Origin of the sequence: Billgrantia campisalis, from assembly GCF_022341425.1 — a bacterium.
GTDB lineage: Bacteria > Pseudomonadota > Gammaproteobacteria > Pseudomonadales > Halomonadaceae > Halomonas > Halomonas campisalis.
On record NZ_JABFUC010000008.1, the window covers coordinates 1 to 19,754 of the forward strand.

Sequence of the window (19,754 nt, forward strand, 5' to 3'; positions counted from 1 at the left end):
GCCTGACGACCATAGCGAGTGGGAACCACCTGATCCCATGCCGAACTCAGCAGTGAAACCGCTCAGCGCCGATGGTAGTGTGGGGCTTCCCCATGCGAGAGTAGGTCATCGTCAGGCACTTATTTCGACAAAACCCCGGCCATTGGTCGGGGTTTTGTCGTATGTGGCTTCCCAATATTCAGAAACCCAGCTTCGAAAGAGGCTGGGTTTCGTCGTTTTGGTGTCGGTGAAAGGAGAGTTGTGACAATTCGCTACATGGGGTTTCCGGTGTTGGTGGCACTTTCTCCCGGTGACCACTAGGGTAAATCAGGTCGCTATCCATAACGGAGCGTGCTCAGGAGGAGACACCCATGAACCGAGATGTGATGCGCAAGCTGGGCCTGTTGCTGCTGGTGACGATGATGGCGGTAGGGGTGGCGGCCTGCCAGGATGATCCCGGGCCGGCCGAGGAGGCGGGTCAGAAGATCGATGAGGCCATGGAGGAGGCCGGTGAGAGCATCGAGGAGATGGGAGAAGAGATCCAGGATGCCGCGGAGGGCGACTGATGTCATCCTGACAGTGTCTTGCAAGGCCGGGCCAATGCCCGGCCTTTTGGTCCCTAGGTTGCCGGGTTCTGCTCGATGCCCTGCAGGTACCAGGGAGCGTCGTCCCGTAGCTCACGAATCAAATGCCAGGTCTCGTTGAACTCGGTCTGCTCGCCGTTCTCCTCGAGGATCCCGTGGAAGATTACCGTGGCCTCGGCCTGGCTGCCGACCTCGCGGACATCGCCAAGCTCGGCGAATAAGCGCACGATCTCGGTGCGGTTGTTGGCGGGATGGTTGGCGCGCTCCTGGCGCAGCTGGTTATACAGTGCCGGCGTCACGTACTCCTGAATGCCGGCGAAGTCATTGTTGTCCCAGGCGCGCTGCAGGGTCATGAAATGCTCCTTGGCGCCACCCAGGAAGCGTTCCCGGTCGAACCATTCGGGGTCGCCGCCAAAGCGGCTGCCCGCTCCCAGAGGGGCGGTATCGGCCTGGAACGCCTGGGGCTGTTCCTGAGTCTCCGCTTCGACCCGCTGTGCCGGGGCCTGGCTGGCCAGGGCCGGGCGGCGGCGGGCGAAGAGCCGGAACAGCAGGAAAGCCAGGCCGGCGACCAGCAGGATATCCATCATCCGCAGCTCATCGAAGGCCCCGCCGAAGAACAGGGCGGCGAGCAGGCCGCCGGCGAGCAGGCCACCCAGCATGCCCGGCATGCGGGAGCCGCCGGCGGCCTGGGACTGGCCCTGGCGAGCCGGTGCTGCCTGGTTGGGGGCCGCGGCCGGCCGGTCGGCCGAGCGCGAGAAGCTGCCGACGTTGCCGCCGCCGCCCATGCGGCGGGCTTCGGCATAGTCCATGGCCGGGCCAAGGGTCAGCAGTCCGACGACCAGCATGACGAGGAAGTGACGCATCGAGAAGACTCCGTGTGGTGGGATTGTTCGGTAAGTGTTCAGACCGTCCATTCTAGCGGGTATGCTGGCCAGAGGGAGCCGTGATGTGATCGGTGGATACAACGGCATACGACAACCCAAGAGGACCTCGCATGCGCATACAAGATGACAAGAGCCTACTGTTGATCGTCGACCTTCAGGCCGGCCTGCTGCCGGTCATCGAGGGAGGCGATCAGGCGGTCAGCGAGGCGGCCTGGCTGGGCGGCGTCGCCCAGGCCCTGGAAGTGCCGGTGTGGGTGACCGAGCAGTACCCAAAGGGCATGGGCGGCAGCGAGCCGCGCCTGCTCGAGGCCCTGCCCGGACACCGCCTGTGGCAGAAGGTGCATTTCAACGCCCACGAGGAGCCGGACTTCGCCGGCGCCCTGGCCGACAGCGGCAGGCGCCAGATCGTGCTGTGTGGCAGCGAAGCGCACATCTGCGTGATGCAAACCGGGCTCGGGCTGCTCGAGGCGGGCTACGAGGTCTACTGGCTATCCGATGCGGCGGTGAGCCGGCGCGCCGAGGAGGCGAGCTTGGCCCGCGAGCGCATGACGCGCTCGGGGGCGGTGCCGGTGAGTGCTGACATGGTGGCCTACGAGTGGCTGCACCGCTGCGACAGCGAGCGCTTCAAGGACGTCCATCGCCGCTTTCTCAAGCCGCGCTCGGCACGGCCGCTGCGCTTCTTCTAGTCGCGAGCTTCAGGCGTCGGGCTGAGCTCTCAGCGCTGGTCTTCACGGCGGGTGAAGACCAGGCTGTCGCCCTCCGACAGGGTGGCATTGAAGCGGTAGCCCGCCACATCGAAGTCTTTCAGCCCCTCGGGATCATCCAGCCGCTGGCGAATCATCCAGGCGCTCATCAGTCCGCGGGCCTTCTTGGCATAGAAGCTGATGATCTTGAGCTGCCCGTTCTTCTCGTCCTTGAAGACCGGTGTGATGACCCGGGCCTTGAGGCGCCTGGCGTCGATGGCCTTGAAGTACTCGTTGGAGGCCAGGTTGACTAGCACGGGCGAGCCGCTCTCCGCCACGGCCCTGTCCAGCGCCTCGGTCAGGGTGTCCTTCCAGAAGGCGTAGAGATCCTTGCCGGCGGGATTGGCCAGCTTGGTCCCCATCTCCAGGCGGTAGGGCTGGATCAGGTCCAGCGGGCGCAGCAGGCCGTAGAGCCCCGACAGAATCCGCAGGTGCTGCTGGGCGAAGGCGTTGTCCTCGTCGCTGAAGCTCCCGGCTTCAAGGCCGAGGTAGACGTCCCCCTGGAAGGCCTGGGCGGCGGGCTTGGCGTTCTCCGGCGTGAAGGGGGTGTGCCACTCGGCGAAGCGTGCCGCATTGAGCCCCGCCAGTTTGTCGCTGATGCCCATCAATTCGCTCAGCCGCTGGGGTGAGTAGTCGACGAGGATATCGATCAGCTCCCGGCTGCGGTCGAGAAAATCCGGCTGGGAGTACCGTGACGTGGTGGCCGGGGACTCGAAGTCCAGCGACTTGGCGGGGGAGATGACGCTCAGCATCGGGGCGCTCCTGTGGCCTGGCGAATCAGAACCCCAAGTATATCAAGGGCAGACAACAGGCGGGGCTATCGCCGCGATAGCCCCGCGACTGTCAGGGGCAGGGATTGGGACAGCGCTGATGAATCGCTTCGATACCGTCGAGCACGCTCTGCTCGAGCTTGAGCGACTCGCTCTCCAGGTTGTCCTCGAGCTGCTCCATGGTGGTGGCGCCGATGATGTTGCTGGTCAGGAAGCTGCGTGAGTTGACGAAGGCCAGCGCCATCTGGGCCGGGTCCAGATCGTGCTCGCGAGCCAGCTCCACATAGGCGCGGGTCGCCTCCTCGGCCAGGGGGGTGGTGTAGCGCTGAAAATGCTCGAACAGGGTCAGGCGGGCATTCGCCGGGCGCGCGCCGTCCAGATACTTGCCGGAGAGCACGCCAAAGCCCAGCGGCGAGTAGGCCAGCAGGCCCACGTCCTCGCGGTGGGCGATCTCTGCCAGGCCCACCTCGAAGCTGCGGTTGAGCAGGTTGTAGGGGTTCTGCACGCTGACGATGCGCGGCAGGTCGAGCCGTTCGGCCAGCCGCAGGGCTTGCATCACGCCCCAGGGGGTCTCGTTGGAGAGCCCGATGGCGCGCACCTTGCCGGCCTCCACCAGTTCCTTGAGCGCGGCGAGGCTCTCTTCCAGGGCGGTGGCGTCCTCGTCCTCATCGTGGGTATAGCCGAGCCTGCCGAAGAAGTTGGTCTTCCGGTCCGGCCAGTGAAGCTGATAGAGATCAAGGTAGTCGGTCTGCAGTCGTGACAGGCTGGTGTCGATGGCGCTGTGGATCTGCTTGCGGGTCAGCCGCGAGCCGCCGCGCAGATAGTCGAGCCCGGGGCCGCTGACCTTGCTGGCGATGATCACATCGTCACGACTGCCGCGGGCCTTGAGCCAGCGGCCGATATAGGTTTCGGTGCGCCCCTGGGTCTCGGCGTTGGGGGGCACCGGGTACATCTCGGCGGTGTCGATGAAGTTGACGCCGAAGGCCACGGCGCGGTCGAGCTGTTCATGGGCATCGGCCTCGCTGTTCTGCTCGCCGAAGGTCATGGTGCCCAGGCACAGGCGGCTGACCTCGATGCCGGTGTTGCCAAGCGCTCGCGTCTGCATCCGTCGCTCCTGTCAGTGGGGGTTGCCGGTGTTGCCCGCCATGGTAGCCGGGGGCATTCTGGGCAGCAAATGGCAGGGGTTGAGTCGCCGACAGGGCGGGCGTATGCTGGCGACCCTCAGCGGCCCCGGCGGAGGCTGGACGGCGAGCTCTTTCAGGCCATGACGGCGACCACGGGACGGTGCGCTTCGTCATGCGGAAAAACACGGATGCAAGGTTGTTTGCCATGACGCAGGCATCGTCACTGTTCACCCGACTCGAGTATCGTCTCGCGGAGCAGCTGTTCCATACCCGCTGGCTGCCGCGTTCGCCGCGCACTCAGCGGTTGACCATGCATCTCTTCCAGCGCTGTGCCGATGCGGGGCATCCCGCGGCCCTGTCGCTCTACGGTCATATGCTGTTCCACCGCGGTGCCAGCCCTCAGGACAAGGCGCGCGGCGCCCGCTACGTGCTGGAGGCCGCCCAGGCCGGCGATCTCAAGGCCCAGTATCAGGCCGGGCGGATCCATGAACACGGCTGCGTGCAGTATCCCCGCCGCGAGGATCGTGCGGTGACCTGGTATGCCCGGGCCGGCGAGGCGGGCCATCCGCTGGCGGCCGGCCGCCTGGCCAAGGCCTACGCGAACGGTGAGCTCGGGCTGCCGGTGGACGCCGCCCATGCCGCCCACTGGCAGGCCCTGGCGGATCGTCATGCTCGCCTGGAAGGCGCGGAGCTGGACAGCCAAGGCGCTCAGACGCGACACTGACCCCTCTTACGCCACCCGCCCCCCTGGGCCCAGATCACGAGGACGGACCCATCCGTGACGCTGCCGACACTGCTGGATATCGAGGCGTCCGGATTCGGGCGCGGTAGCTACCCCATCGAAGTCGGCCTGGCACGGGCCGACGGCAGCCACTGTGCCTTCCTGGTGCAGCCGCTGGCGGAGTGGACCCACTGGGACCCCAAGGCCGAACTCCTGCACGGCATCTCGCGTGCGCGCCTCAAGCGCGAAGGGCTGCCCGTGGTCCAGGTGGCGCGCTGGCTCAACGACGAGCTGGCCAGCGTCGGCGTTGCCTACAGCGATAGCTGGGGCTATGACAATACCTGGCTGTCGCTGCTCTTCCATCACGCCGGGATGCTGCCGGCTTTTCGCCTCGAGGCGCTCAGGATTCTGCTCGACGAGCGCCAGCTCGCGCTGTGGCATGCCACGCGGGAGGCGCTGGTACAGGAGCTCGGCATCCACCGTCATCGCGCCGGCGAGGACGCCCGCCTGCTTCAGCTGACCTACCTGCGTACCCGCGAGCTCGCCGCTGGCCCCTGACGACCGCTCGGCCCGCCGCGCCGCCGCCGGTTTCGCTACCCCTCGCCGCTGATCGACAGCAGCACCTTGCCGATATTGGCATCGCGCTGCAGATGGGCATGGGCCGCCTCGGCCTCGTCGATCGGCCAGCTTTGATCGATCAGCGCTCGGATCTCGCCGCTGGCCAGGCGCGGCCAGACATGGGCCAGCAGGGCGTCGAGGATGGCCCCCTTGGCGGCAGGCGCCTTGGCGCGCAGCGTCGAGCCGATCAGCCGTTGGCGCTTCATCAGCATCCTGCCCAGATCCAGCTCGGCGCTGCGTCCGCCCATCAGGCCGATCAGCACCAGCCGGCCGTCGGCATTCAGCACCCGCTGGTTGTCGGCCAGGTAGGCGCCCCCCACCGGGTCGAGAATCACATCGGCACCGCCCCAGGCCTTGACCGCCTCCACGAAGCTGCCCTGGTGCCGGTTCCAGCCGGCCGCGGCGCCCAGCTCGCGGCAGGCCGCGAGCTTGTCATCGCTGCCGACGGTGACGAAGCAGGGGTGGTCGAAGGCGCGGCAGAGCTGCACGGCGGCGGTGCCCACGCCGCTGGCGCCGGCATGCAGCAGCACCCGCTCCCCGGGGGCCAGCCGCCCCTCGATGAACAGGTTGAGCCAGGCGGTGGCGAACACCTCGGGCAGGGCAGCGGCCTCGCGCAGGCCGACCCCGTCGGGCAGCGGCAGCACCTGGCGGGCGTCCACCACCACCTCCTCGGCATAGCCGCCCCCGGCGAGCAGGGCGCAGACCCGGTCGCCGGCGCGGAAGCGCTCGACGCCCGGCCCCGTCTCGCTCACCGCGCCGCTGACCTCCAGGCCGAGGATCTCGGTGACCCCCGGCGGCGGCGGATAGTGCCCGGCGCGCTGCATCAGGTCGGCGCGGTTGACGCCGGCCCAGGCGACCCGGATGCGCACCTCGCCCGCTGCCGGGCCGTCTGGCGCGGGAGTCTCGCGCCAGTCCAGGCGCTGCGCTTCGATATGGATGGCATGCATGGGCAGTGTCTCCTTGGGTGGCGAAGCGGGGGCTCAGCGGGTGGCCAGGCGGGCCTCCAGGGCGTCCAGCAGGGCGCCGGGCTCCTCGGCGTCGAGCAGGCAGTCGCGGGTGCGCGCGTTGAGAAAGCCGTGGGCCACCGTGCTATCCAGAAAGCTCAGCAGCGGCGAGTAGAAGCCGGCGGTGTCGAGCACGCCGATGGGCTTGTCGTGCAGCCCCAGATACTGCCAGGTCCAGGCCTCGAACAGCTCCTCCAGGGTGCCGATGCCGCCGGGCAGCGCGATGAAGGCGTCGGCATGGGCGGCCATGCTGGCCTTGCGCTCATGCATGTTGTTGACGCGAATCAGCGTCGGCAGCCCTTCATGGGCCTGCTCGCGCTCGACCAGGTGGTCCGGCATCACGCCGATCACCTCGCCGCCGGCGGCCAGCACGGCATTGGCCAGCTCCCCCATCAGGCCGATGCGCGCGCCGCCGTAGACCAGGCCATGGCCGCGCTTGGCCAGTTCCTGGCCCAGCGCTCGGGTCGCCTCGAGGAAGGCGGGGTCCCGGCCATCGCGGGAGCCCAGATAGACACAGAATCTCGACATGCTCATCTCCTTGGCAAGGCTGTCATCCTAGCAGCCCGGCTGCACGGAGGGGGAGTCTCAGGGTAGGCAGTCGACCACGCCGTGTTCTGCGTCCATCCACTGACCGATGACGTTGTCGCCGCACAGGTGGTGGGCGTACTGGGTGTGCAGGCAGCGCACCTGATCCCAGTTGGCGATCCCGCCGATGCCGCGGCGCGTCAGCACCTCTTCGTAGCCCAGGTGGGCGACCTCACGGCGTTGGGCGTCGCGCATATGGTGCCAGCGGGCGTCGACGTAGTCGTGGTGGCTGGCGTGATAGGCGGCCAGGAAGTCGGGGTCTTCCTGCAGCCGGGTCTCCAGCTGCTTGATCACGCCGCTGGCCTCGAGGCGGGAGATCACCACCTTGAGCCGCGTGCAGCTGAGCCAGTAGAGGGTGGGAAAGGGCTTGCCGTCGACGATGGGGGCCATGCGCAGCACCAGGGGGGTGCCTTCGCCGTCGACCGCCGCCACGGCCTCGATACCGCGCGGCGCCCGGCCGAGCTGCTCGGCGATGATCGCCAGCTGGCGGGGGTCAGGCGTCTGATCGGTTTGGAGCACCATCGCTTGGGTCCCGTACGAACTTGGTGGAGCGCCCCACGGCCCGGAAGAAGGTCCGGTTGAGCTGCTCGGGCGTCGGCACATAGCCGGCCCAGCGCCGCTCGCAGTACTCGTTGGCCCGTGCCATCAGCACGTCGTAGAGGCGATTGAACGGCGCATCATAATCGTAGGGGTCGGCTCCGAACAAGCGGATGTGGGGGTAGTCGGCGAAGCGCTCCATGAAGTAGCGCTCCAGGTCGGCCTCGACCGCGCGGTGCTGGGCGGTGTTGTCGGGGTCGAGCCACAGGTTGTAGCGGATGGACATGGGTGGCTCCTGGTCGGGGAGAGGGGCACGGCCTGTGGGTGAGCCTGTGTAATGAGACAGTGTGCGGAGGGATTCGGCTCGCGACCCTCAGGGCCGCGCCAGCTCCGCCGTTCGGGCGCCGCTCAGGCGCATTAGCTCGCCGGGCGCCAGGCGAATCTCCAGGCCGCGCCGGCCGCCGCTGACATGGATCGCCGCGAGGGCCTGGGCGCTGGCGTCGAGGTAGGCGGCCAGGCGCCGCTTCTGGCCCAGCGGGCTGATGCCGCCGACCACGTAGCCGGTGGCGCGCTCGGCCTCGGCGGCTTCGGCCAGGACGGCCTTGCGCGCCCCGGCGGCCCTGGCCAGGGCCTTCAGGTCGAGCCGTGCCCGGACCGGCACCATGGCGACCACGAGGCGGCCGTCGTCGAGCCGCGCGACCAGGGTCTTGAACACGCCCTGGGGGTCGAGCCCCAGCGCCTGGGCGGCTTCCTCGCCGTAGGCCGGGGTGCGGGGGTCGTGTTCGTAGCTGAGCAGGGTGAAGTCCACCCCCTCCCGCTCGAGCTGTCTGATCGCCGGGGTCATGCGTCGGCGGGCTCCGTCACCGGCTTTACGTGGGCCTCCAGCGCCGCGCGCAGCTCGCCTTCGATGGGCATGGCGCGCTTCTCGACGTGGTCGAACTGGACCAACACAGTATGGCCGAGGTTAGCCATCACGCCATTCTGCCAGGCCTCCTGGGTCACGGTGAAGGAGCTGGTGCCGAGCCGGGAGAGGTAGGTGCGCAGCTCGATATCGCTGCCGTACAGCAGCTCGGCGCGGTAGTCGATCTCCATGCGGGCCATGATCAGCCGCCACTTGCGCGGGTCCAGGTCGGGAGTGAAGAGCTTGAAGAGGTCGTTGCGTGCCAACTCGAACCAGGCCGGCAGCCGAGTGTTGTTGATATGCCCCAGCGCATCGGTGTCGTAGAAGGCGGGCTCGATGGTGCGTACGAACATGGGCGTGTCCTTGTTATGAATGGCGGGTCGGCGGCTGGTGCTGCGCGGGTAGCCGCCGCCGGTCAGGAGAACTACAGCATTGCCCCGAGCAAACGCTAGGTCAAGCGCCCGGCTCGTCCACCGGCGGCCTACGGCGCCTGGCATGCCAGGCCTGGAATCGCATCCAGGCCAGCAGCCACAGGGTGGCGACGCCGAAGCCGGCCAGGGTGCCCACGGCCAGTCCCAGGGTGGCGTAGGTCAGCGACACACACAGGGTGTAGCAGAGCAGCGCCCCGAGCCCGGCCGGGTAGTGCTTGATTACCGTGGCCGCCGGCGCCGCGCCGTGGGTGAGGTGCAGGATCACCAGCAGCGGGTACATGGAGATCGGGAAGGCGGCCAGCATGCCGGCCCAGGCGGCCGGCAGCACATGGGCAAGCCCGGTGATCAGAAAGACGATGGCGGTGGCCAGGACGGCGCGCATGCCCAGCGCCGGCCAGCGAAACCCACCCCTCACCGCGGCGCGGGTGTCGGGCAGGTGCCGGTAGAGCCAGGTGAAGACGACGATGGCCGCCAGGGTGGTCAGGGTGCCGCCCAGGCGGGTGAAGTCGAAGCGGGTCAGGATCAGGCCGGCGATCAGCCAGGCGGCCAGCCCCCCGGCGCTGCCGGCCAGCACCCCCTTCAGGCCGTCGCGGCGGCCGCACAGCAGGTAGCCGCCGCCAAGCGCCATGGTGGCGGTGAAGCCAGCCAGGCTGTAGACGGCGCTCTCGGCGGCAAAGCCCGGCGATATCTCCAGGCCGATGAAGAACAGGGCGATGGCGGTGCCCAGCGGATAGCCGGCCAGCAGCCCGGCGAGGCGGGTGCTGACCCGCTCGGCGACCGCCGAGAGACCCAGCACGATGCCGATCGAGACCAGCAGCTTGGCCAGCTGCCAGCTCAGGGGAACGTCCATCCGTCATCCTTGGTTGATGGGAGAGCGGGGCTCAGACCAGGCGCAGCCCCTGGCGGTCGGCCCAGGCGGCGCCCACGGCGTGGGTCAGGGTGTCGCGCAGGTGGTCGGGCAGCGCCGCCCGGGCGGCCTCGACGTCGTGGAAGTCGCGGTTGAGCAGCCAGCAGTAGGCCCAGGCGCTGGCTTCCTCGTCGCTGTGGGGCTGCGGGCGCGCGGGCATCTGCATCACCAGGAAGGCGGCGGTGCGTGCCGCCCAGAGCGGAATCGTATCGCTCGCCTCGGGGCGGCTCCAGGCGGCCAGGGTGGCGCCATCCGGGGTCGCCTCGGGCTCGCCCAGTTTGGCCACGCGGGCGGTCTCGGCCAGGATCAGCGCCAGCCGGTCGGGCTCGCCCCGTCCCAGGTGACGCCACTGGTCGATCAGCGCCGGCATGCCCTGGCGCACCTTGGCATAGAAGCCGCTTTGCGGCATGGTTTCGGTGATCATTTCGCTGCTTCCCTGATTCGAGGAAGGTACATGGAGTACGATTTTGCCACGCCTGTCGAGCGCCGCCATCCCTCGGGGGGCGACTGGCCCTCCCAGAAATGGCATCGCCACGACGATAGCGTGCTGCCGCTGTGGGTGGCCGACATGGACTTCCGCTCGCCGCCGGCGGTGATCGAGGCGCTGTGCGCCCGGGTCGAGCATGGCGTCTACGGCTACGGCCTGGTGCCCGACAGCCTGCGCCGCACCCTCTGCGAGTGGAGCGCCCGGGAGTACGACTGGGCCATCGAGCCCGACTGGCAGCTGTGGCTGCCCGGCGTGGTGCCCGCGCTGCATCTGGCGAGCCTGGCGCTGACCGAGCCGGGCGACGGCGTGCTCACCGTCACGCCGATCTACCCCCCCTTCCTGCGGGTCGCCGAGCGCACCGGCCGCCTGCCCCAGCGGGCGCCCCTGGCCGAGCCCGCGGCGCCGGATGGCCAGTGGGAGCTCGACCTCGACGCCCTGGAGGCGGCGATCACCGCCGACACCCGGCTGCTGCTGTGGTGCCAGCCCCACAACCCCACCGGGCGGGTGTGGCGCCACGAGGAGCTGGCGGGCCTCGCCGCGCTGGTCGAGCGCCACGACCTGCTGGTGGTCTCCGACGAACTGCACTGCGACCTGCTGCTCGACGAGGGGGCCCGCCATCGTCCGCTGGCGGCGGCCTTTCCCGAGCTGGCGGCGCGCACCGTGACGCTGTGGGCGCCGTCCAAGACCTTCAACCTGGCCGGTCTCACCACCGCCTGTGCGGTGATCGCCGATGCCGCGCTGCGCCGGCGCTTCGCGACGGGCATCCGGGGCCTGACGCCGGACGCCAACGTGCTGGGGCTGGTGGCGGCCGAGGCCGCCTATGCCGAAGGGGAGCCCTGGCGGCAAGCGCTGCTGGCGGTGCTGCGCGACCATCGCCGTACCCTGGTGCGCCGCGTCGACGCCTGGCCCGGGGTGGCCATGAGCCCCCCGCAGTCCACCTACCTGGCCTGGCTGGACCTGCGCCGGGCGCAAGGGCTGGCCGGGCGCTGCGGCGAAGGCGGGGCAGTGTCGCCCCAGCGCGTGCTGCTGGGGCGTGCCGGGGTGGCGCTCTCCGACGGCGCCGATTTCGGCTGGCCGGGCTTTGCGCGGCTCAACTTCGGCACCACCGCCACCCAGCTCGAGGCTGCCTTGACCCGCCTGGACGGCGTGCTTCGGGTCTGACGCTCTCGTGCCGTGGCCATCGTAGCGGGTGGCGCGAGGCCCGCCCCCTGCCGCCCGGGGCGGGCCCTCGCCGGGGGCGTCAGTAGAGCAGGGTGAAGAGACGGCGCCGGTAGGTCACGGTCAGCGGGTGGTCGGCGCCGAGGGCGTCGAAGACCCGCAGCAGGGTCAGGCGGGCGGCATCGTCGCCGTAGGCGCGGTCGCGCTTCATGAGCTCGAGCAGCCCCTCCAGGCCCGCCTCGTAGTCGCCGTCGGCGACCTGGCGAAGGGCACGCTTGTAGCGGGCCTCGCTGTCGTCGCGGCCGGCCAGGGCGGCCAGCTCGTCGTCGTCGGGGGCTTCCTCGGTGAACTCGATGCTGGCACGCACGCCGCGGGCCGCGGGGGCGTCGCGCTCCTCGGGGGGCAGGTTGTCGAGCAGGGCGCGGGCGTCCTCGCCGCGGCCCTCGGCGACCAGGGTGCGGGCCAGGGCCACCTGGTAGGGGTAGTGCTCGGGGTGGGCCTGCATCAGCTGCTCATAGAGCGCGCGGGCGGTGGCGGTGTCGCCCCGCTCGAGCGCTTCGGCGGCCTGCTCCTCGGGGCTCGCCGGCGCTGCTTCCGGGGCCGGGAAATAGCGCCCCAGCCACTCGCGAATCTCCTTCTCGGGCAGCGCGCCCTGGAACTGGTCGACCAGCCCGCCCTGGCTGATCAGCTTGACGTCGGGCACCGAGCGCACCCCCAGCTGGGCGGCGATGTCCTGGTTTTCATCGATATTGAGTTTGGCGAGAATGAAGGTGCCGGCGTACTCCCGGGTGAGCTTCTCCAGCATGGGCGTCAGCGTCTTGCAGGGCTGACACCAGGGGGCCCAGCAGTCGAGCAGGACCGGCACCTGCATGGAGACCTCCAGCAGCTGCTGGATGTTGTCGCGATCGACGTCGATGATCAGCTGCTCATCCGTCGGCGCGGCCTGGGTCGGGGCGTCGGCGGATTCATTGGCGGTCAGGGGAGCGCCGCTGCGAGGGTCGACGATGGACATGGGCTATGGCCTTGCGCAAGAGTGAATTTGGCAGATAGATGCGGGTGGCGGGGCGCGGATTCAAGGGGCGAGGCACTGATCGGGGGGCTTGCCCGCTCCCCGACCTGCCGCCGGGGCAAGCCCTATGGTAGGCTCGTGGTCGCCTGGCAGTCACATGGCCAGGCATTCAGATACGAGGAACCGTCGATGGCGACATATCAGCTGAACACCAGTAGCGACCTGATCGAGAACCCTTCCCCTCGCTGTGCCTGCATGCTGGTGCTCGATACCTCCGCCTCGATGTTCGGCCAGCCGATCCGGGAACTGAACGCCGGCGTGCAGGAGTTCATCGCCTCGATCAAGGAGGACGAGATGGCCGCCTGCTCCGTCGAGCTCGGCGTCATCACCGCCGGCGGTCGGGTCACCGAGCAGCTGCCGTTCACCACGGCCATGAACATCTCCCAGTGCCGGCAGTTCAACGCCACCGGGCTGACGCCGCTGGGCTCGGCGATGAAGCTGGCGCTGGACCGCCTGGAGGAGCGCACCGCCGCCTATCGCAAGGCCGGCGTGGCCTACTACCAGCCGTGGCTGGTGGTGATCAGCGACGGCGTGCCCACCGATGACTGGCAGGCGGTGGCGGCGCGCGCCCGGTCGCTGGCGCAGCAGCGCAAGATGGTGGTGATGCCGGTGGGCGTCGAGGAGGCCGATCTCGATGCGCTGGGGGCCTTCTCCACGCGCCCGGCCAAGCGCCTGGACGGCCTGAAGTTCCGCGAGTTCTTCCTGTGGCTGTCGGCCAGCATGAGCCGGGTCTCGGCGTCGGCCTCGACCACCGCCCAGATCAAGCTTCCCCCCACGGACGGTTGGGACAGTATCTGACCGGTAAGGAGGACGCGTGGCACTGTGGGGACGGGTGGTAACGGATGCGCTGGGCAAGCAGCGCAAACTCGGCAAGCGCCTGGCGCGCGGGGGCGAGGGCGAGATCTTCGCCCTGCAGGGACGGCCCGACGTGATCGTCAAGTGGTACTACCCCGAGGTGCTGGACAAGCGCGGCGACGAGCTGCACCGCAAGGTGGAGGCCATGCGCGAGCTGCGCGACAGCGACATGACCCAGGACGTGTGCTGGCCGCTGATTCGCGTCTTCGATGACCGGCATCGCTGGATCGGCTTCGCCATGTACCGGGCGCGGGGCGTGAAGATGGGCTTTCTGGCCCATGCGCTGCTCTACGAGCGCTATTTCCCCAACCTCGATCGCCGGCAGATCGTCGGCTACCTGATCCGCTTCATCGAGATCGTTCAGCAGCTGCACCGGGCGGGCATCTGCATCGGCGACTACAACCTCAACAACGTCTACTGCGTGCCGGGCAGCGGGCAGGTCACGCTGATCGACTGCGACAGCTACCAGCTGCGCGTGGCCGGCACCTTCTACCCCTGCCCGGTGGGTAGCCCGGACATGACCCCCAAGGAGCACCAGGGGGTCGCCTTTCGCGATATCGTGCGCAACCCCCAGAGCGAGGCGTTTTCGCTGGCCATCGTGCTCTTCAAGTGCCTGATGCTGGGGCGCCACCCCTACGACATCGTCGGCGGCGACGATCCGGTCAGGAACCTGCGGCGCGGCAACTTCGCTTACGGCCGCGGCCAGCGCGACGTGCCGGAGGGCGCCTGGTACGAACTGTGGAGCGAGCTGCCCGAGGCGATTCGCGACATGTTCGTCACCACCTTCACCGAGGGCGCCAACGTGCCGAGCCGGCGCGCCACCCTGGCCCAGTGGCACGCCGCCCTTGAGACGTATCGACAGCAGATGGACCAGGGGGAGTGTGCCCGTCGGCTGGTCAAGCCGGGCGGCCCACCGTCCTCGGGAGGGCGACATGTTGGATGAATGGCGCCAGGCCCTGCCGGGCCCGGAGGCAACCGGCGGTGAGCACGAGATGCCCTCTCGCTGGCAGGTCCTGGCTGCCGCGGTGGCCGGCCTGGGGCACCTGGAGGCGAAGCCGCCGGTGCCCTGCCAGGACGCCGCCGGCGCCGTCGACGGGCCGCGCACGGTCCTGGCGGTGGCCGACGGTGCCGGCAGCTCGCCGGCCTCCGACCGGGGGGCTCGAGCGGTCGTCGGTGCGACCCTGCGGCTGGTGGAGACCCTGGACGGCCAGCTAGTCGAACTGCTGGATACGGCGGCCGAGCCGGCCGGCGAGGCGCTGCGCCAGTTTGCGCTGCTGCTGGTCAAGCACGCCAAGGGGGTGCTGCACGACCTGGCCGGCGAACACTGCCGGCCGGTGCGCGACCTGCGCTGTACGCTCTCGGTGCTGATCCTGGGGCGTGAGCGGCTGCTGTGGCTCAAGGTGGGGGATGGCGCCATCGTGGTGGAGCGGGCGGTGACGGTCGACTCGACAGCCGACGAACCGGCCGGCCCCCAGCTCGCGCCGCAGCTGACGACCCTGGGGAAGCCCGGCAAGGGGGAGTTCGCCAACCAGACGCTGTTCATCGACGAAGGGCTCTCCCCCGAGCAGGTGCAGAGCGGCAGCCAGGCGCTCGACCGGGTGACCGGGGCGGCGGTGATGAGCGACGGCGCGGCCGAGAAGCTCGTCGCCAGCGACGGCGGCCGGGTCTCCGGCCAGCTCAGCCACTGGTTCGACGACCTGCGCGGCGGCCGACTGCGGCAGCGCGACCTGGTGCGCCTCTTCTACGGCGAGGCCTTCTGCCGCGGCACCACCGGCGACGACCGCGGCATCGCCCTGGCCTCACGCTCGCTCGAGGCGCTGCTGGCCGAGTCGTGATCCCTGATCTTGCCCAGTAATCGTGGACCGGTGTCCACGATTACTGGGCACGATCACAGTTCTCAGTCGTTCTCGTCGGTGAAGAGGCTGCCAAGGTTCTGGTCACTGCCTTCCACCCCGAAGGTGGCCTTGGGCGGATCGAAATCGGTCCGCTCGTCGAGCACCTCCCCCAGGGGGGATATGACGATGCTTCGCCCCTCCGCGAAGACGTAGTGGTAGCGCTGGATCTCGCCCCAGGTCACGAGATGCCCTCCGCTCTCGTGCATATGCTCCCGCGCTTTCTGGCACGCCGCTGCCAGGCGCTCCTCCCAGGACAGGCGCCAGAAGCCGAGGGGAAACTTCAAGCGGCGCAAGTGCTCGGTGAAGGCCATGGCGAAGATCGGGGTGGTCGGGTTGGATCGCCGCACGAAGTCCGTGTCGGCGAACAGCCAGTGTCGGTAGGCGGCCCGGTCCTCCGCGAGGCGTTCGAGCACGGAGTCGATGGCTGGCCGGCTGTCGGTCTCGTCAATGCCGACGCTGCGGCACAGTGCCTCAAGGAAGCCTCGTTCGCCGAAGCGCTCGTCGCGATACTCGCCCTCCAGGCCGAGATAGGGACTCTGCCGGACGCCCAGGTAATGTGTCTTCGCCGAGGGCGTTGGCTGGGAGTAGCCCATGACGCGCAGCACGTCCGTCGGCGTCAGGTGGTGGGTTCTGAGCTGCAGTTCCTGAAGTAAATCCATCGTCATCGCCCCCTCTCAACTGGTCCGGTGCCGGCCATGAGTATCGTGCTCGCTGTGCGGCAATCGCTTGCCGGCCAGGATGGCGTCGTTGCATAGCGCCGGACGCACGATGTCGTCATGGAGCAAGACGGGGTTGATCGGTGCGGTGTTGTGCGGTCGGGCCGCTGTGGCGGAGGGTAGGCGAGGGCGGTCCTTGGTGGGCAGTGCGAGATCGGTCATGTCGGACTCCTGAATCCCCTGTCGTGGTCGGCAAGCGCCGACTCGGGGAGAGGAGTCGTGCGCCGCTTTAGCTGTACTTGTATCCCGCCCGCAAGTTGGTGCTTAAATCGGCGGCAGCCTGTTGGCCAGGCAACAAAAAACCCGCTTTGCATGTGCTAAAGCGGGCCTGTCGGCGTCGCTTTAGCTGAATTTGTAGAGCGCCCGCAAGCTGAGACTCAAATCGGCGCTGACTGCAAGGTAGCCGGGGAAGCCATAGGATGTCAACGTCTGCTGTTGGCTTATCATGCAGAGTTGACCTGGTCAAGTTAGAGCAGACACATTTTCAAGCCGCTGCTGCCAGTTCAATCTCCCTCGGCGTCTGGTAGCCCAAGGTCGAGTGGAGCCGGCAGCTGTTGTACTCCATCTCGATGTATTCGATCACGTCACGTCGTGCTGCCTGTCGGCTCCAGTATCGCTGACCAGCCAGCCACTCGCTTTTCAGTGAACCGAAGGAGTGATCCGGCTCAGCCCCTACATGCGCCCTTTCCAGCATCTCGATGATCACAAGCACCGCTTCAAGGAATTGACCATGCTCGCCTCAACAAAAGGTCACACATGCCGCTTTGATGGCTGTGAGCCTGTCTGTGGTGGTGATAACCTAAGTCGATTGGGTGATTGCCCAGGGCAGCAAGTGGACTTAATGCGACGTAATGCGACATAGTGAACCGTCCCGGCTTTCTTGGAGGCCCGGTGGCTGCTGGTGTAGGCTTGACAGTGGGGGACCGTCGTGAGCGCCAACCATGTCATTCATCTGGAGCGTCATTGGAATCCGGCCAAGGAGGCTCAGGCTACTGACAGGGTTTACCGAATTGGACAGGAAAGAGATGTCTTCATCTATATTCCAACGGCCCTGCACCCTGATTTTGACTCATTTGATGTCCATCTCGACAGACTTCTCAGTGGCAAGCTTCTTTTGAAAGATGCGGTTGTTACCACTGATGTTGTCTCCGAGGGTGAAGTGATGAAGTCCCTTGGTCTTGATTGATGGTATTTCGATTCAGTAAGCAGCTGGTTAACCGTGCAGGCAACCTCAAGAGCGCGGTGGATTCAGCCTGGTATCCAGCGCAAAGGGCTCCTCGAGCACAACGTCGTAAAGCCCCTCGGCCGTCACCGGGTTCATGACGATGTTCCAGCTGTATCGGGATACTGTGGAGGGGACGATGAGGAAGGGGTGTTGGTTCAGGAGCCAGTCGCCATAGGACTGCTGACCCTGTCCGGGCGAGCCGGGTATCAGCCAGTTGGGGTTGGGAAGCGAGTCAGCGGTAACCCGGTAAGCACGCTCGGGTGCCAGGATGCGGGCGCAGAGCAGCACGTGGGGTAGGGTGTCCAGGGCCTTGAAGCCCTTGTGGGCGGCGACCTCGAGGATAGCGGTGGAGGGGTCGAGGGAGCCATAGACGGCGGCTCGCCCCTTGGAGTTCCAGCGGCCGCCGGCAAGCTCCGCGCCGATGCCGCTATCCCAGCCGGCCAGATGGCGCTTGCGCTCCAGCCGCCAAAGGCAGAGATCACCGGCGTCAGGGCGCTCCGCCATCAGCTGTAGACCCCGTAGTCCATCCTGGTAAGGAAGTCGTCGACCAGCTCATACCCCACCTGGGTGGTAATCAAGTCGATCGGTTTACGTCCCTCCAGCCCCATGGCGGGGGTGTTCATCCAGCGCTGTGCCTCTTCGGGGTCGCCGAACACGTCTTCCGCCCGGGTGAGGATCTCGGCAAAGCGCCAGGCGCGGCTGCTCTGCTCGGCACTCAGCGGCTCTGGATTCTTGACCCGGCGGTAGAGCGTGCGCTCGGACATGCCGATCACCTTGGCCACGACCATCTTGTCATGGAAGAGGTCGATGGATTCCACGAAGCTGATGATGTCCTGGGAGGGGAGCCCCTGCTCGATCAGCTCGTGGATCTCGAATGCCGAGCGCGCCTTGTCAGCACGGCTGCCGATCAGGCGCTGCAGAGTGCGCTGAAGGATGTCAGGAGCATGTTCGGGTTGGATCTCGGCAACAGCCATTGCGTTACCCTCTTGGTTCTGTCATCTGGCATTATCATAGAGTCACGTGGCAGAAATGTCGAGGCTCTGTTACTGTCGTACCTTGACCAGAAGCGGTACGGGAGCATGCAACAGTGTTTGGCTGAAGGTCGTCGCGCCTGAGCGGCCGGTAAGCACTAATCCGTGGACTGGGCACTGGGATGTCACAGTGGTGTCACAAGCTGGCGTTCGCGTAGGCAACGAAAAAGAGGCGGATCAGTAAGTGACTGATCCGCCTCTCTAAAATTTGGTAGCGGGGGCCGCCGACGTTGAAATGAATAGCGAACCGACGGTCGTCGGTTCAGTTCGCGCTCGCAACGAAAAAGACAGGCCAGTAGGAAACTGACCTGCCTCTTCTGAATTTGGTAGCGGGGGCCGCTGACGTTGAAATGAACAGCGAACCGACGGTCGTCGGTTCGGTTCGCGCCGGCAACGAACGTACAGGCAACGAAAAAGGCAGGCCAGTGGAAAACTGACCTGCCTCTTCTAAATTTGGTAGCGGGGGCCGGATTTGAACCGACGACCTTCGGGTTATGAGCCCGACGAGCTACCAGACTGCTCCACCCCGCATCGACGTGGTGCGTATTCTACGCATTGGGGGCGGTGTGTCAAGTAATCATTCAACGCTCGTGCACTTGGAGCCAAAGGGTCCATAATCATAAAGGATGCCTTGAAGGAGACCCCGTCAGGCAGCATCCTGTTGTATATGGACTTTTGATTTGCATCAAGCAATCTTGTCGACATGTCATTATCAGGGAGGTGGAATATGGCTCAATCAGCACCCGTTGCCTGGGTAACCGGCGGAACCGGCGGCATCGGATCGGCGATCTGCCGTGCGCTTGCCGCAGCGGGTTATCAGGTCGTGGCGGGCTATAACAATCCCGAGAAGGCCAAGGCCTGGCTCGAAACCCAGAAGGCCGACGGTTTCGACAATATCGCCCTGTCCGGGGTGGATCTGACCAGCTACGACGCCTGTGTGGCCGGCGTCAAGGAGATAGAAGAGGCCCACGGTCCCATCAGCGTACTGGTCAATTGCGCCGGTATCACGCGGGACGGCACCCTGAAGAAGATGACGCCCGAGCAGTGGCATGAAGTCATCGATACCAACCTCAACAGCGTCTTCAACACATGCCGGGGCGTCATCGAGGGCATGCTGGAGCATAGCTACGGACGCATCATCAATATCTCCTCGATCAATGGCCGCAAGGGCCAGTTCGGCCAGGTCAACTACTCCGCCGCCAAGGCGGGCATGCACGGCCTGACCATGGCGCTGGCGCAGGAGACCGCCACCAAGGGTATTACCGTGAACACCGTGTCGCCGGGCTATATCGCCACCGACATGATCATGAAGATTCCGGAGAAGGTGCGCGAGGCGATTCGCGAGGCCATTCCGGTCAAGCGCTATGGCACGCCGGAGGAGATCGCGCGACTCGTGGTATTCCTGGCCGACAAGGAGTCCGGCTTCATCACTGGGGCCAACATCGATATCAACGGAGGCCAGTTCATGGGCTGAACCGTCGACCGCGATCTTGTCGATTCAGTGTGCGGGAGGCTTCGGCCTCCCGCTTG

General features: G+C 67.1%; 26 protein-coding genes, 1 tRNA gene, 1 rRNA gene and 1 pseudogene. 11 read left to right on the top strand and 18 right to left on the bottom strand.

Annotated features, from left to right (window positions below; genetic code table 11):
* Position 1 precedes the first annotated feature (1 nt).
* Together rrf and HOP52_RS10780 are read left to right on the top strand one after the other, a co-directional pair.
* Positions 2 to 117: ribosomal RNA gene (gene rrf, locus HOP52_RS10775) — 5S ribosomal RNA — on the top strand.
* Positions 118 to 350: 233 nt separating this feature from the next.
* The gene (locus HOP52_RS10780) at positions 351 to 545 is read left to right on the top strand and encodes a hypothetical protein (RefSeq protein ID WP_238977394.1); all 195 of its coding nucleotides are present in this window, start codon (positions 351 to 353) and stop codon (positions 543 to 545) included.
* Between the two features lie 53 nt (positions 546 to 598).
* Here the strand turns inward: HOP52_RS10780 and HOP52_RS10785 are convergent, their stop codons facing one another.
* Positions 599 to 1,426, bottom strand: coding sequence for a Tim44 domain-containing protein (locus tag HOP52_RS10785; RefSeq protein WP_238977395.1), 828 nt, complete (start codon positions 1,424 to 1,426; stop codon positions 599 to 601).
* A gap of 131 nt (positions 1,427 to 1,557) precedes the next feature.
* Here HOP52_RS10785 and HOP52_RS10790 point away from each other — a divergent pair, with 131 nt between their 5' ends.
* Positions 1,558 to 2,133: an isochorismatase family protein gene (locus tag HOP52_RS10790; RefSeq protein WP_238977396.1), complete on the top strand. Its 576-nt coding sequence runs from the start codon at positions 1,558 to 1,560 to the stop codon at positions 2,131 to 2,133.
* A 29-nt stretch (positions 2,134 to 2,162) separates the two neighbouring features.
* Here the strand turns inward: HOP52_RS10790 and yaaA are convergent, their stop codons facing one another.
* A complete protein-coding gene (yaaA, locus tag HOP52_RS10795; protein WP_238977397.1) occupies positions 2,163 to 2,942 on the bottom strand; it encodes a peroxide stress protein YaaA in 780 nt (259 codons plus the stop codon).
* 91 nt (positions 2,943 to 3,033) lie between these two features.
* Positions 3,034 to 4,065: an NADP(H)-dependent aldo-keto reductase gene (locus HOP52_RS10800; protein ID WP_238977398.1), complete on the bottom strand. Its 1,032-nt coding sequence runs from the start codon at positions 4,063 to 4,065 to the stop codon at positions 3,034 to 3,036.
* Between the two features lie 224 nt (positions 4,066 to 4,289).
* Here HOP52_RS10800 and HOP52_RS10805 point away from each other — a divergent pair, with 224 nt between their 5' ends.
* Together HOP52_RS10805 and HOP52_RS10810 are read left to right on the top strand one after the other, a co-directional pair.
* Complete coding sequence (locus tag HOP52_RS10805; RefSeq protein ID WP_238977399.1) at positions 4,290 to 4,808, top strand: tetratricopeptide repeat protein; 519 nt, start codon at positions 4,290 to 4,292, stop codon at positions 4,806 to 4,808.
* Positions 4,809 to 4,862: 54 nt separating this feature from the next.
* On the top strand, positions 4,863 to 5,363 hold the full coding sequence (locus HOP52_RS10810) for a 3'-5' exonuclease (RefSeq protein WP_238977400.1): 501 nt from the start codon (positions 4,863 to 4,865) through the stop codon (positions 5,361 to 5,363).
* 35 nt (positions 5,364 to 5,398) lie between these two features.
* Here the strand turns inward: HOP52_RS10810 and HOP52_RS10815 are convergent, their stop codons facing one another.
* From HOP52_RS10815 to HOP52_RS10850, 8 genes are all read right to left on the bottom strand, one after another.
* The gene (locus tag HOP52_RS10815) at positions 5,399 to 6,370 is read right to left on the bottom strand and encodes an NAD(P)H-quinone oxidoreductase (protein WP_238977401.1); all 972 of its coding nucleotides are present in this window, start codon (positions 6,368 to 6,370) and stop codon (positions 5,399 to 5,401) included.
* 33 nt (positions 6,371 to 6,403) lie between these two features.
* Positions 6,404 to 6,955: an LOG family protein gene (locus HOP52_RS10820; RefSeq protein ID WP_238977402.1), complete on the bottom strand. Its 552-nt coding sequence runs from the start codon at positions 6,953 to 6,955 to the stop codon at positions 6,404 to 6,406.
* A gap of 57 nt (positions 6,956 to 7,012) precedes the next feature.
* Entirely contained in the window at positions 7,013 to 7,534 is a 522-nt protein-coding gene (locus HOP52_RS10825; protein ID WP_238977403.1) for a DUF501 domain-containing protein, read from the bottom strand.
* On the bottom strand, positions 7,506 to 7,835 hold the full coding sequence (locus tag HOP52_RS10830; RefSeq protein WP_238977404.1) for a hypothetical protein: 330 nt from the start codon (positions 7,833 to 7,835) through the stop codon (positions 7,506 to 7,508). Before HOP52_RS10830 ends, HOP52_RS10825 begins: the two co-directional genes overlap by 29 nt.
* Before the next feature lie 87 nt (positions 7,836 to 7,922).
* Positions 7,923 to 8,393, bottom strand: coding sequence for a Cys-tRNA(Pro) deacylase (ybaK, locus tag HOP52_RS10835; RefSeq protein ID WP_238977405.1), 471 nt, complete (start codon positions 8,391 to 8,393; stop codon positions 7,923 to 7,925).
* Complete coding sequence (locus HOP52_RS10840) at positions 8,390 to 8,803, bottom strand: acyl-CoA thioesterase (RefSeq protein ID WP_238977406.1); 414 nt, start codon at positions 8,801 to 8,803, stop codon at positions 8,390 to 8,392. The genes ybaK and HOP52_RS10840 overlap by 4 nt, the downstream gene beginning before the upstream one ends.
* Before the next feature lie 100 nt (positions 8,804 to 8,903).
* Positions 8,904 to 9,731, bottom strand: coding sequence for a hypothetical protein (locus tag HOP52_RS10845; RefSeq protein WP_238977407.1), 828 nt, complete (start codon positions 9,729 to 9,731; stop codon positions 8,904 to 8,906).
* A gap of 31 nt (positions 9,732 to 9,762) precedes the next feature.
* Positions 9,763 to 10,197 (bottom strand): hypothetical protein, encoded by a 435-nt coding sequence (locus HOP52_RS10850; protein ID WP_238977587.1) that lies wholly within the window; start codon positions 10,195 to 10,197, stop codon positions 9,763 to 9,765.
* A gap of 45 nt (positions 10,198 to 10,242) precedes the next feature.
* Between HOP52_RS10850 and HOP52_RS10855 the strand changes: the two genes are divergently transcribed.
* Positions 10,243 to 11,436, top strand: coding sequence for a MalY/PatB family protein (locus HOP52_RS10855; RefSeq protein WP_238977408.1), 1,194 nt, complete (start codon positions 10,243 to 10,245; stop codon positions 11,434 to 11,436).
* A gap of 79 nt (positions 11,437 to 11,515) precedes the next feature.
* On the opposite strand, the gene HOP52_RS10860 is transcribed toward HOP52_RS10855, so the two are convergent.
* A complete protein-coding gene (locus tag HOP52_RS10860) occupies positions 11,516 to 12,445 on the bottom strand; it encodes a tetratricopeptide repeat protein (RefSeq protein ID WP_238977409.1) in 930 nt (309 codons plus the stop codon).
* A gap of 186 nt (positions 12,446 to 12,631) precedes the next feature.
* Between HOP52_RS10860 and HOP52_RS10865 the strand changes: the two genes are divergently transcribed.
* From HOP52_RS10865 to HOP52_RS10875, 3 genes are read left to right on the top strand one after another with little or no spacing between them, the layout of a single operon-like run.
* The gene (locus HOP52_RS10865; RefSeq protein ID WP_238977410.1) at positions 12,632 to 13,300 is read left to right on the top strand and encodes a vWA domain-containing protein; all 669 of its coding nucleotides are present in this window, start codon (positions 12,632 to 12,634) and stop codon (positions 13,298 to 13,300) included.
* 16 nt (positions 13,301 to 13,316) lie between these two features.
* Entirely contained in the window at positions 13,317 to 14,300 is a 984-nt protein-coding gene (locus tag HOP52_RS10870; RefSeq protein ID WP_238977411.1) for a kinase, read from the top strand.
* Positions 14,290 to 15,192, top strand: coding sequence for a protein phosphatase 2C domain-containing protein (locus tag HOP52_RS10875; RefSeq protein ID WP_238977412.1), 903 nt, complete (start codon positions 14,290 to 14,292; stop codon positions 15,190 to 15,192). Before HOP52_RS10870 ends, HOP52_RS10875 begins: the two co-directional genes overlap by 11 nt.
* Before the next feature lie 62 nt (positions 15,193 to 15,254).
* Here the strand turns inward: HOP52_RS10875 and HOP52_RS10880 are convergent, their stop codons facing one another.
* The 3 genes and pseudogenes from HOP52_RS10880 to HOP52_RS10890 form a co-directional block, all read right to left on the bottom strand.
* Positions 15,255 to 15,917, bottom strand: a complete 663-nt coding sequence (locus tag HOP52_RS10880) for a hypothetical protein (RefSeq protein ID WP_238977413.1) — start codon at positions 15,915 to 15,917, stop codon at positions 15,255 to 15,257.
* 9 nt (positions 15,918 to 15,926) lie between these two features.
* Positions 15,927 to 16,130: a hypothetical protein gene (locus tag HOP52_RS10885; RefSeq protein WP_238977414.1), complete on the bottom strand. Its 204-nt coding sequence runs from the start codon at positions 16,128 to 16,130 to the stop codon at positions 15,927 to 15,929.
* Between the two features lie 322 nt (positions 16,131 to 16,452).
* Positions 16,453 to 16,620: pseudogene (locus HOP52_RS10890) on the bottom strand (IS3 family transposase); the annotation flags it as partial.
* 276 nt (positions 16,621 to 16,896) lie between these two features.
* Between HOP52_RS10890 and HOP52_RS10895 the strand changes: the two are divergent.
* Positions 16,897 to 17,154 (top strand): hypothetical protein, encoded by a 258-nt coding sequence (locus tag HOP52_RS10895; protein WP_238977415.1) that lies wholly within the window; start codon positions 16,897 to 16,899, stop codon positions 17,152 to 17,154.
* A 45-nt stretch (positions 17,155 to 17,199) separates the two neighbouring features.
* On the opposite strand, the gene HOP52_RS10900 is transcribed toward HOP52_RS10895, so the two are convergent.
* The 3 genes from HOP52_RS10900 to HOP52_RS10910 all read right to left on the bottom strand — a co-directional run bounded on the left by HOP52_RS10900 (position 17,200) and on the right by HOP52_RS10910 (position 18,755).
* Complete coding sequence (locus tag HOP52_RS10900) at positions 17,200 to 17,697, bottom strand: RES family NAD+ phosphorylase (protein WP_238977416.1); 498 nt, start codon at positions 17,695 to 17,697, stop codon at positions 17,200 to 17,202.
* Entirely contained in the window at positions 17,697 to 18,167 is a 471-nt protein-coding gene (parS, locus tag HOP52_RS10905) for a type II RES/Xre toxin-antitoxin system antitoxin (RefSeq protein WP_238977417.1), read from the bottom strand. The genes HOP52_RS10900 and parS overlap by 1 nt, the downstream gene beginning before the upstream one ends.
* A gap of 511 nt (positions 18,168 to 18,678) precedes the next feature.
* A tRNA-Met gene (locus HOP52_RS10910) sits at positions 18,679 to 18,755 on the bottom strand.
* Between the two features lie 196 nt (positions 18,756 to 18,951).
* Between HOP52_RS10910 and phbB the strand changes: the two genes are divergently transcribed.
* Complete coding sequence (phbB, locus tag HOP52_RS10915; protein WP_238977418.1) at positions 18,952 to 19,698, top strand: acetoacetyl-CoA reductase; 747 nt, start codon at positions 18,952 to 18,954, stop codon at positions 19,696 to 19,698.
* The last annotated feature ends 56 nt before the right edge of the window (positions 19,699 to 19,754 follow it).

What these genes read in the sequence shown, in the direction of transcription:
- HOP52_RS10780 (WP_238977394.1), top strand. Translation starts at nt 351, where the DNA reads ATGAACCGAGATGTGATGCGCAAGCTGGGCCTGTTGCTGCTGGTGACG.
- HOP52_RS10785 (WP_238977395.1), bottom strand. Translation starts at nt 1,426, where the DNA reads ATGCGTCACTTCCTCGTCATGCTGGTCGTCGGACTGCTGACCCTTGGC.
- HOP52_RS10790 (WP_238977396.1), top strand. Translation starts at nt 1,558, where the DNA reads ATGCGCATACAAGATGACAAGAGCCTACTGTTGATCGTCGACCTTCAG.
- yaaA (WP_238977397.1), bottom strand. Translation starts at nt 2,942, where the DNA reads ATGCTGAGCGTCATCTCCCCCGCCAAGTCGCTGGACTTCGAGTCCCCG.
- HOP52_RS10800 (WP_238977398.1), bottom strand. Translation starts at nt 4,065, where the DNA reads ATGCAGACGCGAGCGCTTGGCAACACCGGCATCGAGGTCAGCCGCCTG.
- HOP52_RS10805 (WP_238977399.1), top strand. Translation starts at nt 4,290, where the DNA reads ATGACGCAGGCATCGTCACTGTTCACCCGACTCGAGTATCGTCTCGCG.
- HOP52_RS10815 (WP_238977401.1), bottom strand. Translation starts at nt 6,370, where the DNA reads ATGCATGCCATCCATATCGAAGCGCAGCGCCTGGACTGGCGCGAGACT.
- HOP52_RS10820 (WP_238977402.1), bottom strand. Translation starts at nt 6,955, where the DNA reads ATGTCGAGATTCTGTGTCTATCTGGGCTCCCGCGATGGCCGGGACCCC.
- HOP52_RS10825 (WP_238977403.1), bottom strand. Translation starts at nt 7,534, where the DNA reads ATGGTGCTCCAAACCGATCAGACGCCTGACCCCCGCCAGCTGGCGATC.
- HOP52_RS10830 (WP_238977404.1), bottom strand. Translation starts at nt 7,835, where the DNA reads ATGTCCATCCGCTACAACCTGTGGCTCGACCCCGACAACACCGCCCAG.
- ybaK (WP_238977405.1), bottom strand. Translation starts at nt 8,393, where the DNA reads ATGACCCCGGCGATCAGACAGCTCGAGCGGGAGGGGGTGGACTTCACC.
- HOP52_RS10840 (WP_238977406.1), bottom strand. Translation starts at nt 8,803, where the DNA reads ATGTTCGTACGCACCATCGAGCCCGCCTTCTACGACACCGATGCGCTG.
- HOP52_RS10845 (WP_238977407.1), bottom strand. Translation starts at nt 9,731, where the DNA reads ATGGACGTTCCCCTGAGCTGGCAGCTGGCCAAGCTGCTGGTCTCGATC.
- HOP52_RS10850 (WP_238977587.1), bottom strand. Translation starts at nt 10,197, where the DNA reads ATGCCGCAAAGCGGCTTCTATGCCAAGGTGCGCCAGGGCATGCCGGCG.
- HOP52_RS10855 (WP_238977408.1), top strand. Translation starts at nt 10,243, where the DNA reads ATGGAGTACGATTTTGCCACGCCTGTCGAGCGCCGCCATCCCTCGGGG.
- HOP52_RS10860 (WP_238977409.1), bottom strand. Translation starts at nt 12,445, where the DNA reads ATGTCCATCGTCGACCCTCGCAGCGGCGCTCCCCTGACCGCCAATGAA.
- HOP52_RS10865 (WP_238977410.1), top strand. Translation starts at nt 12,632, where the DNA reads ATGGCGACATATCAGCTGAACACCAGTAGCGACCTGATCGAGAACCCT.
- HOP52_RS10875 (WP_238977412.1), top strand. Translation starts at nt 14,290, where the DNA reads ATGTTGGATGAATGGCGCCAGGCCCTGCCGGGCCCGGAGGCAACCGGC.
- HOP52_RS10880 (WP_238977413.1), bottom strand. Translation starts at nt 15,917, where the DNA reads ATGACGATGGATTTACTTCAGGAACTGCAGCTCAGAACCCACCACCTG.
- HOP52_RS10885 (WP_238977414.1), bottom strand. Translation starts at nt 16,130, where the DNA reads ATGACCGATCTCGCACTGCCCACCAAGGACCGCCCTCGCCTACCCTCC.
- HOP52_RS10900 (WP_238977416.1), bottom strand. Translation starts at nt 17,697, where the DNA reads ATGGCGGAGCGCCCTGACGCCGGTGATCTCTGCCTTTGGCGGCTGGAG.
- parS (WP_238977417.1), bottom strand. Translation starts at nt 18,167, where the DNA reads ATGGCTGTTGCCGAGATCCAACCCGAACATGCTCCTGACATCCTTCAG.
- phbB (WP_238977418.1), top strand. Translation starts at nt 18,952, where the DNA reads ATGGCTCAATCAGCACCCGTTGCCTGGGTAACCGGCGGAACCGGCGGC.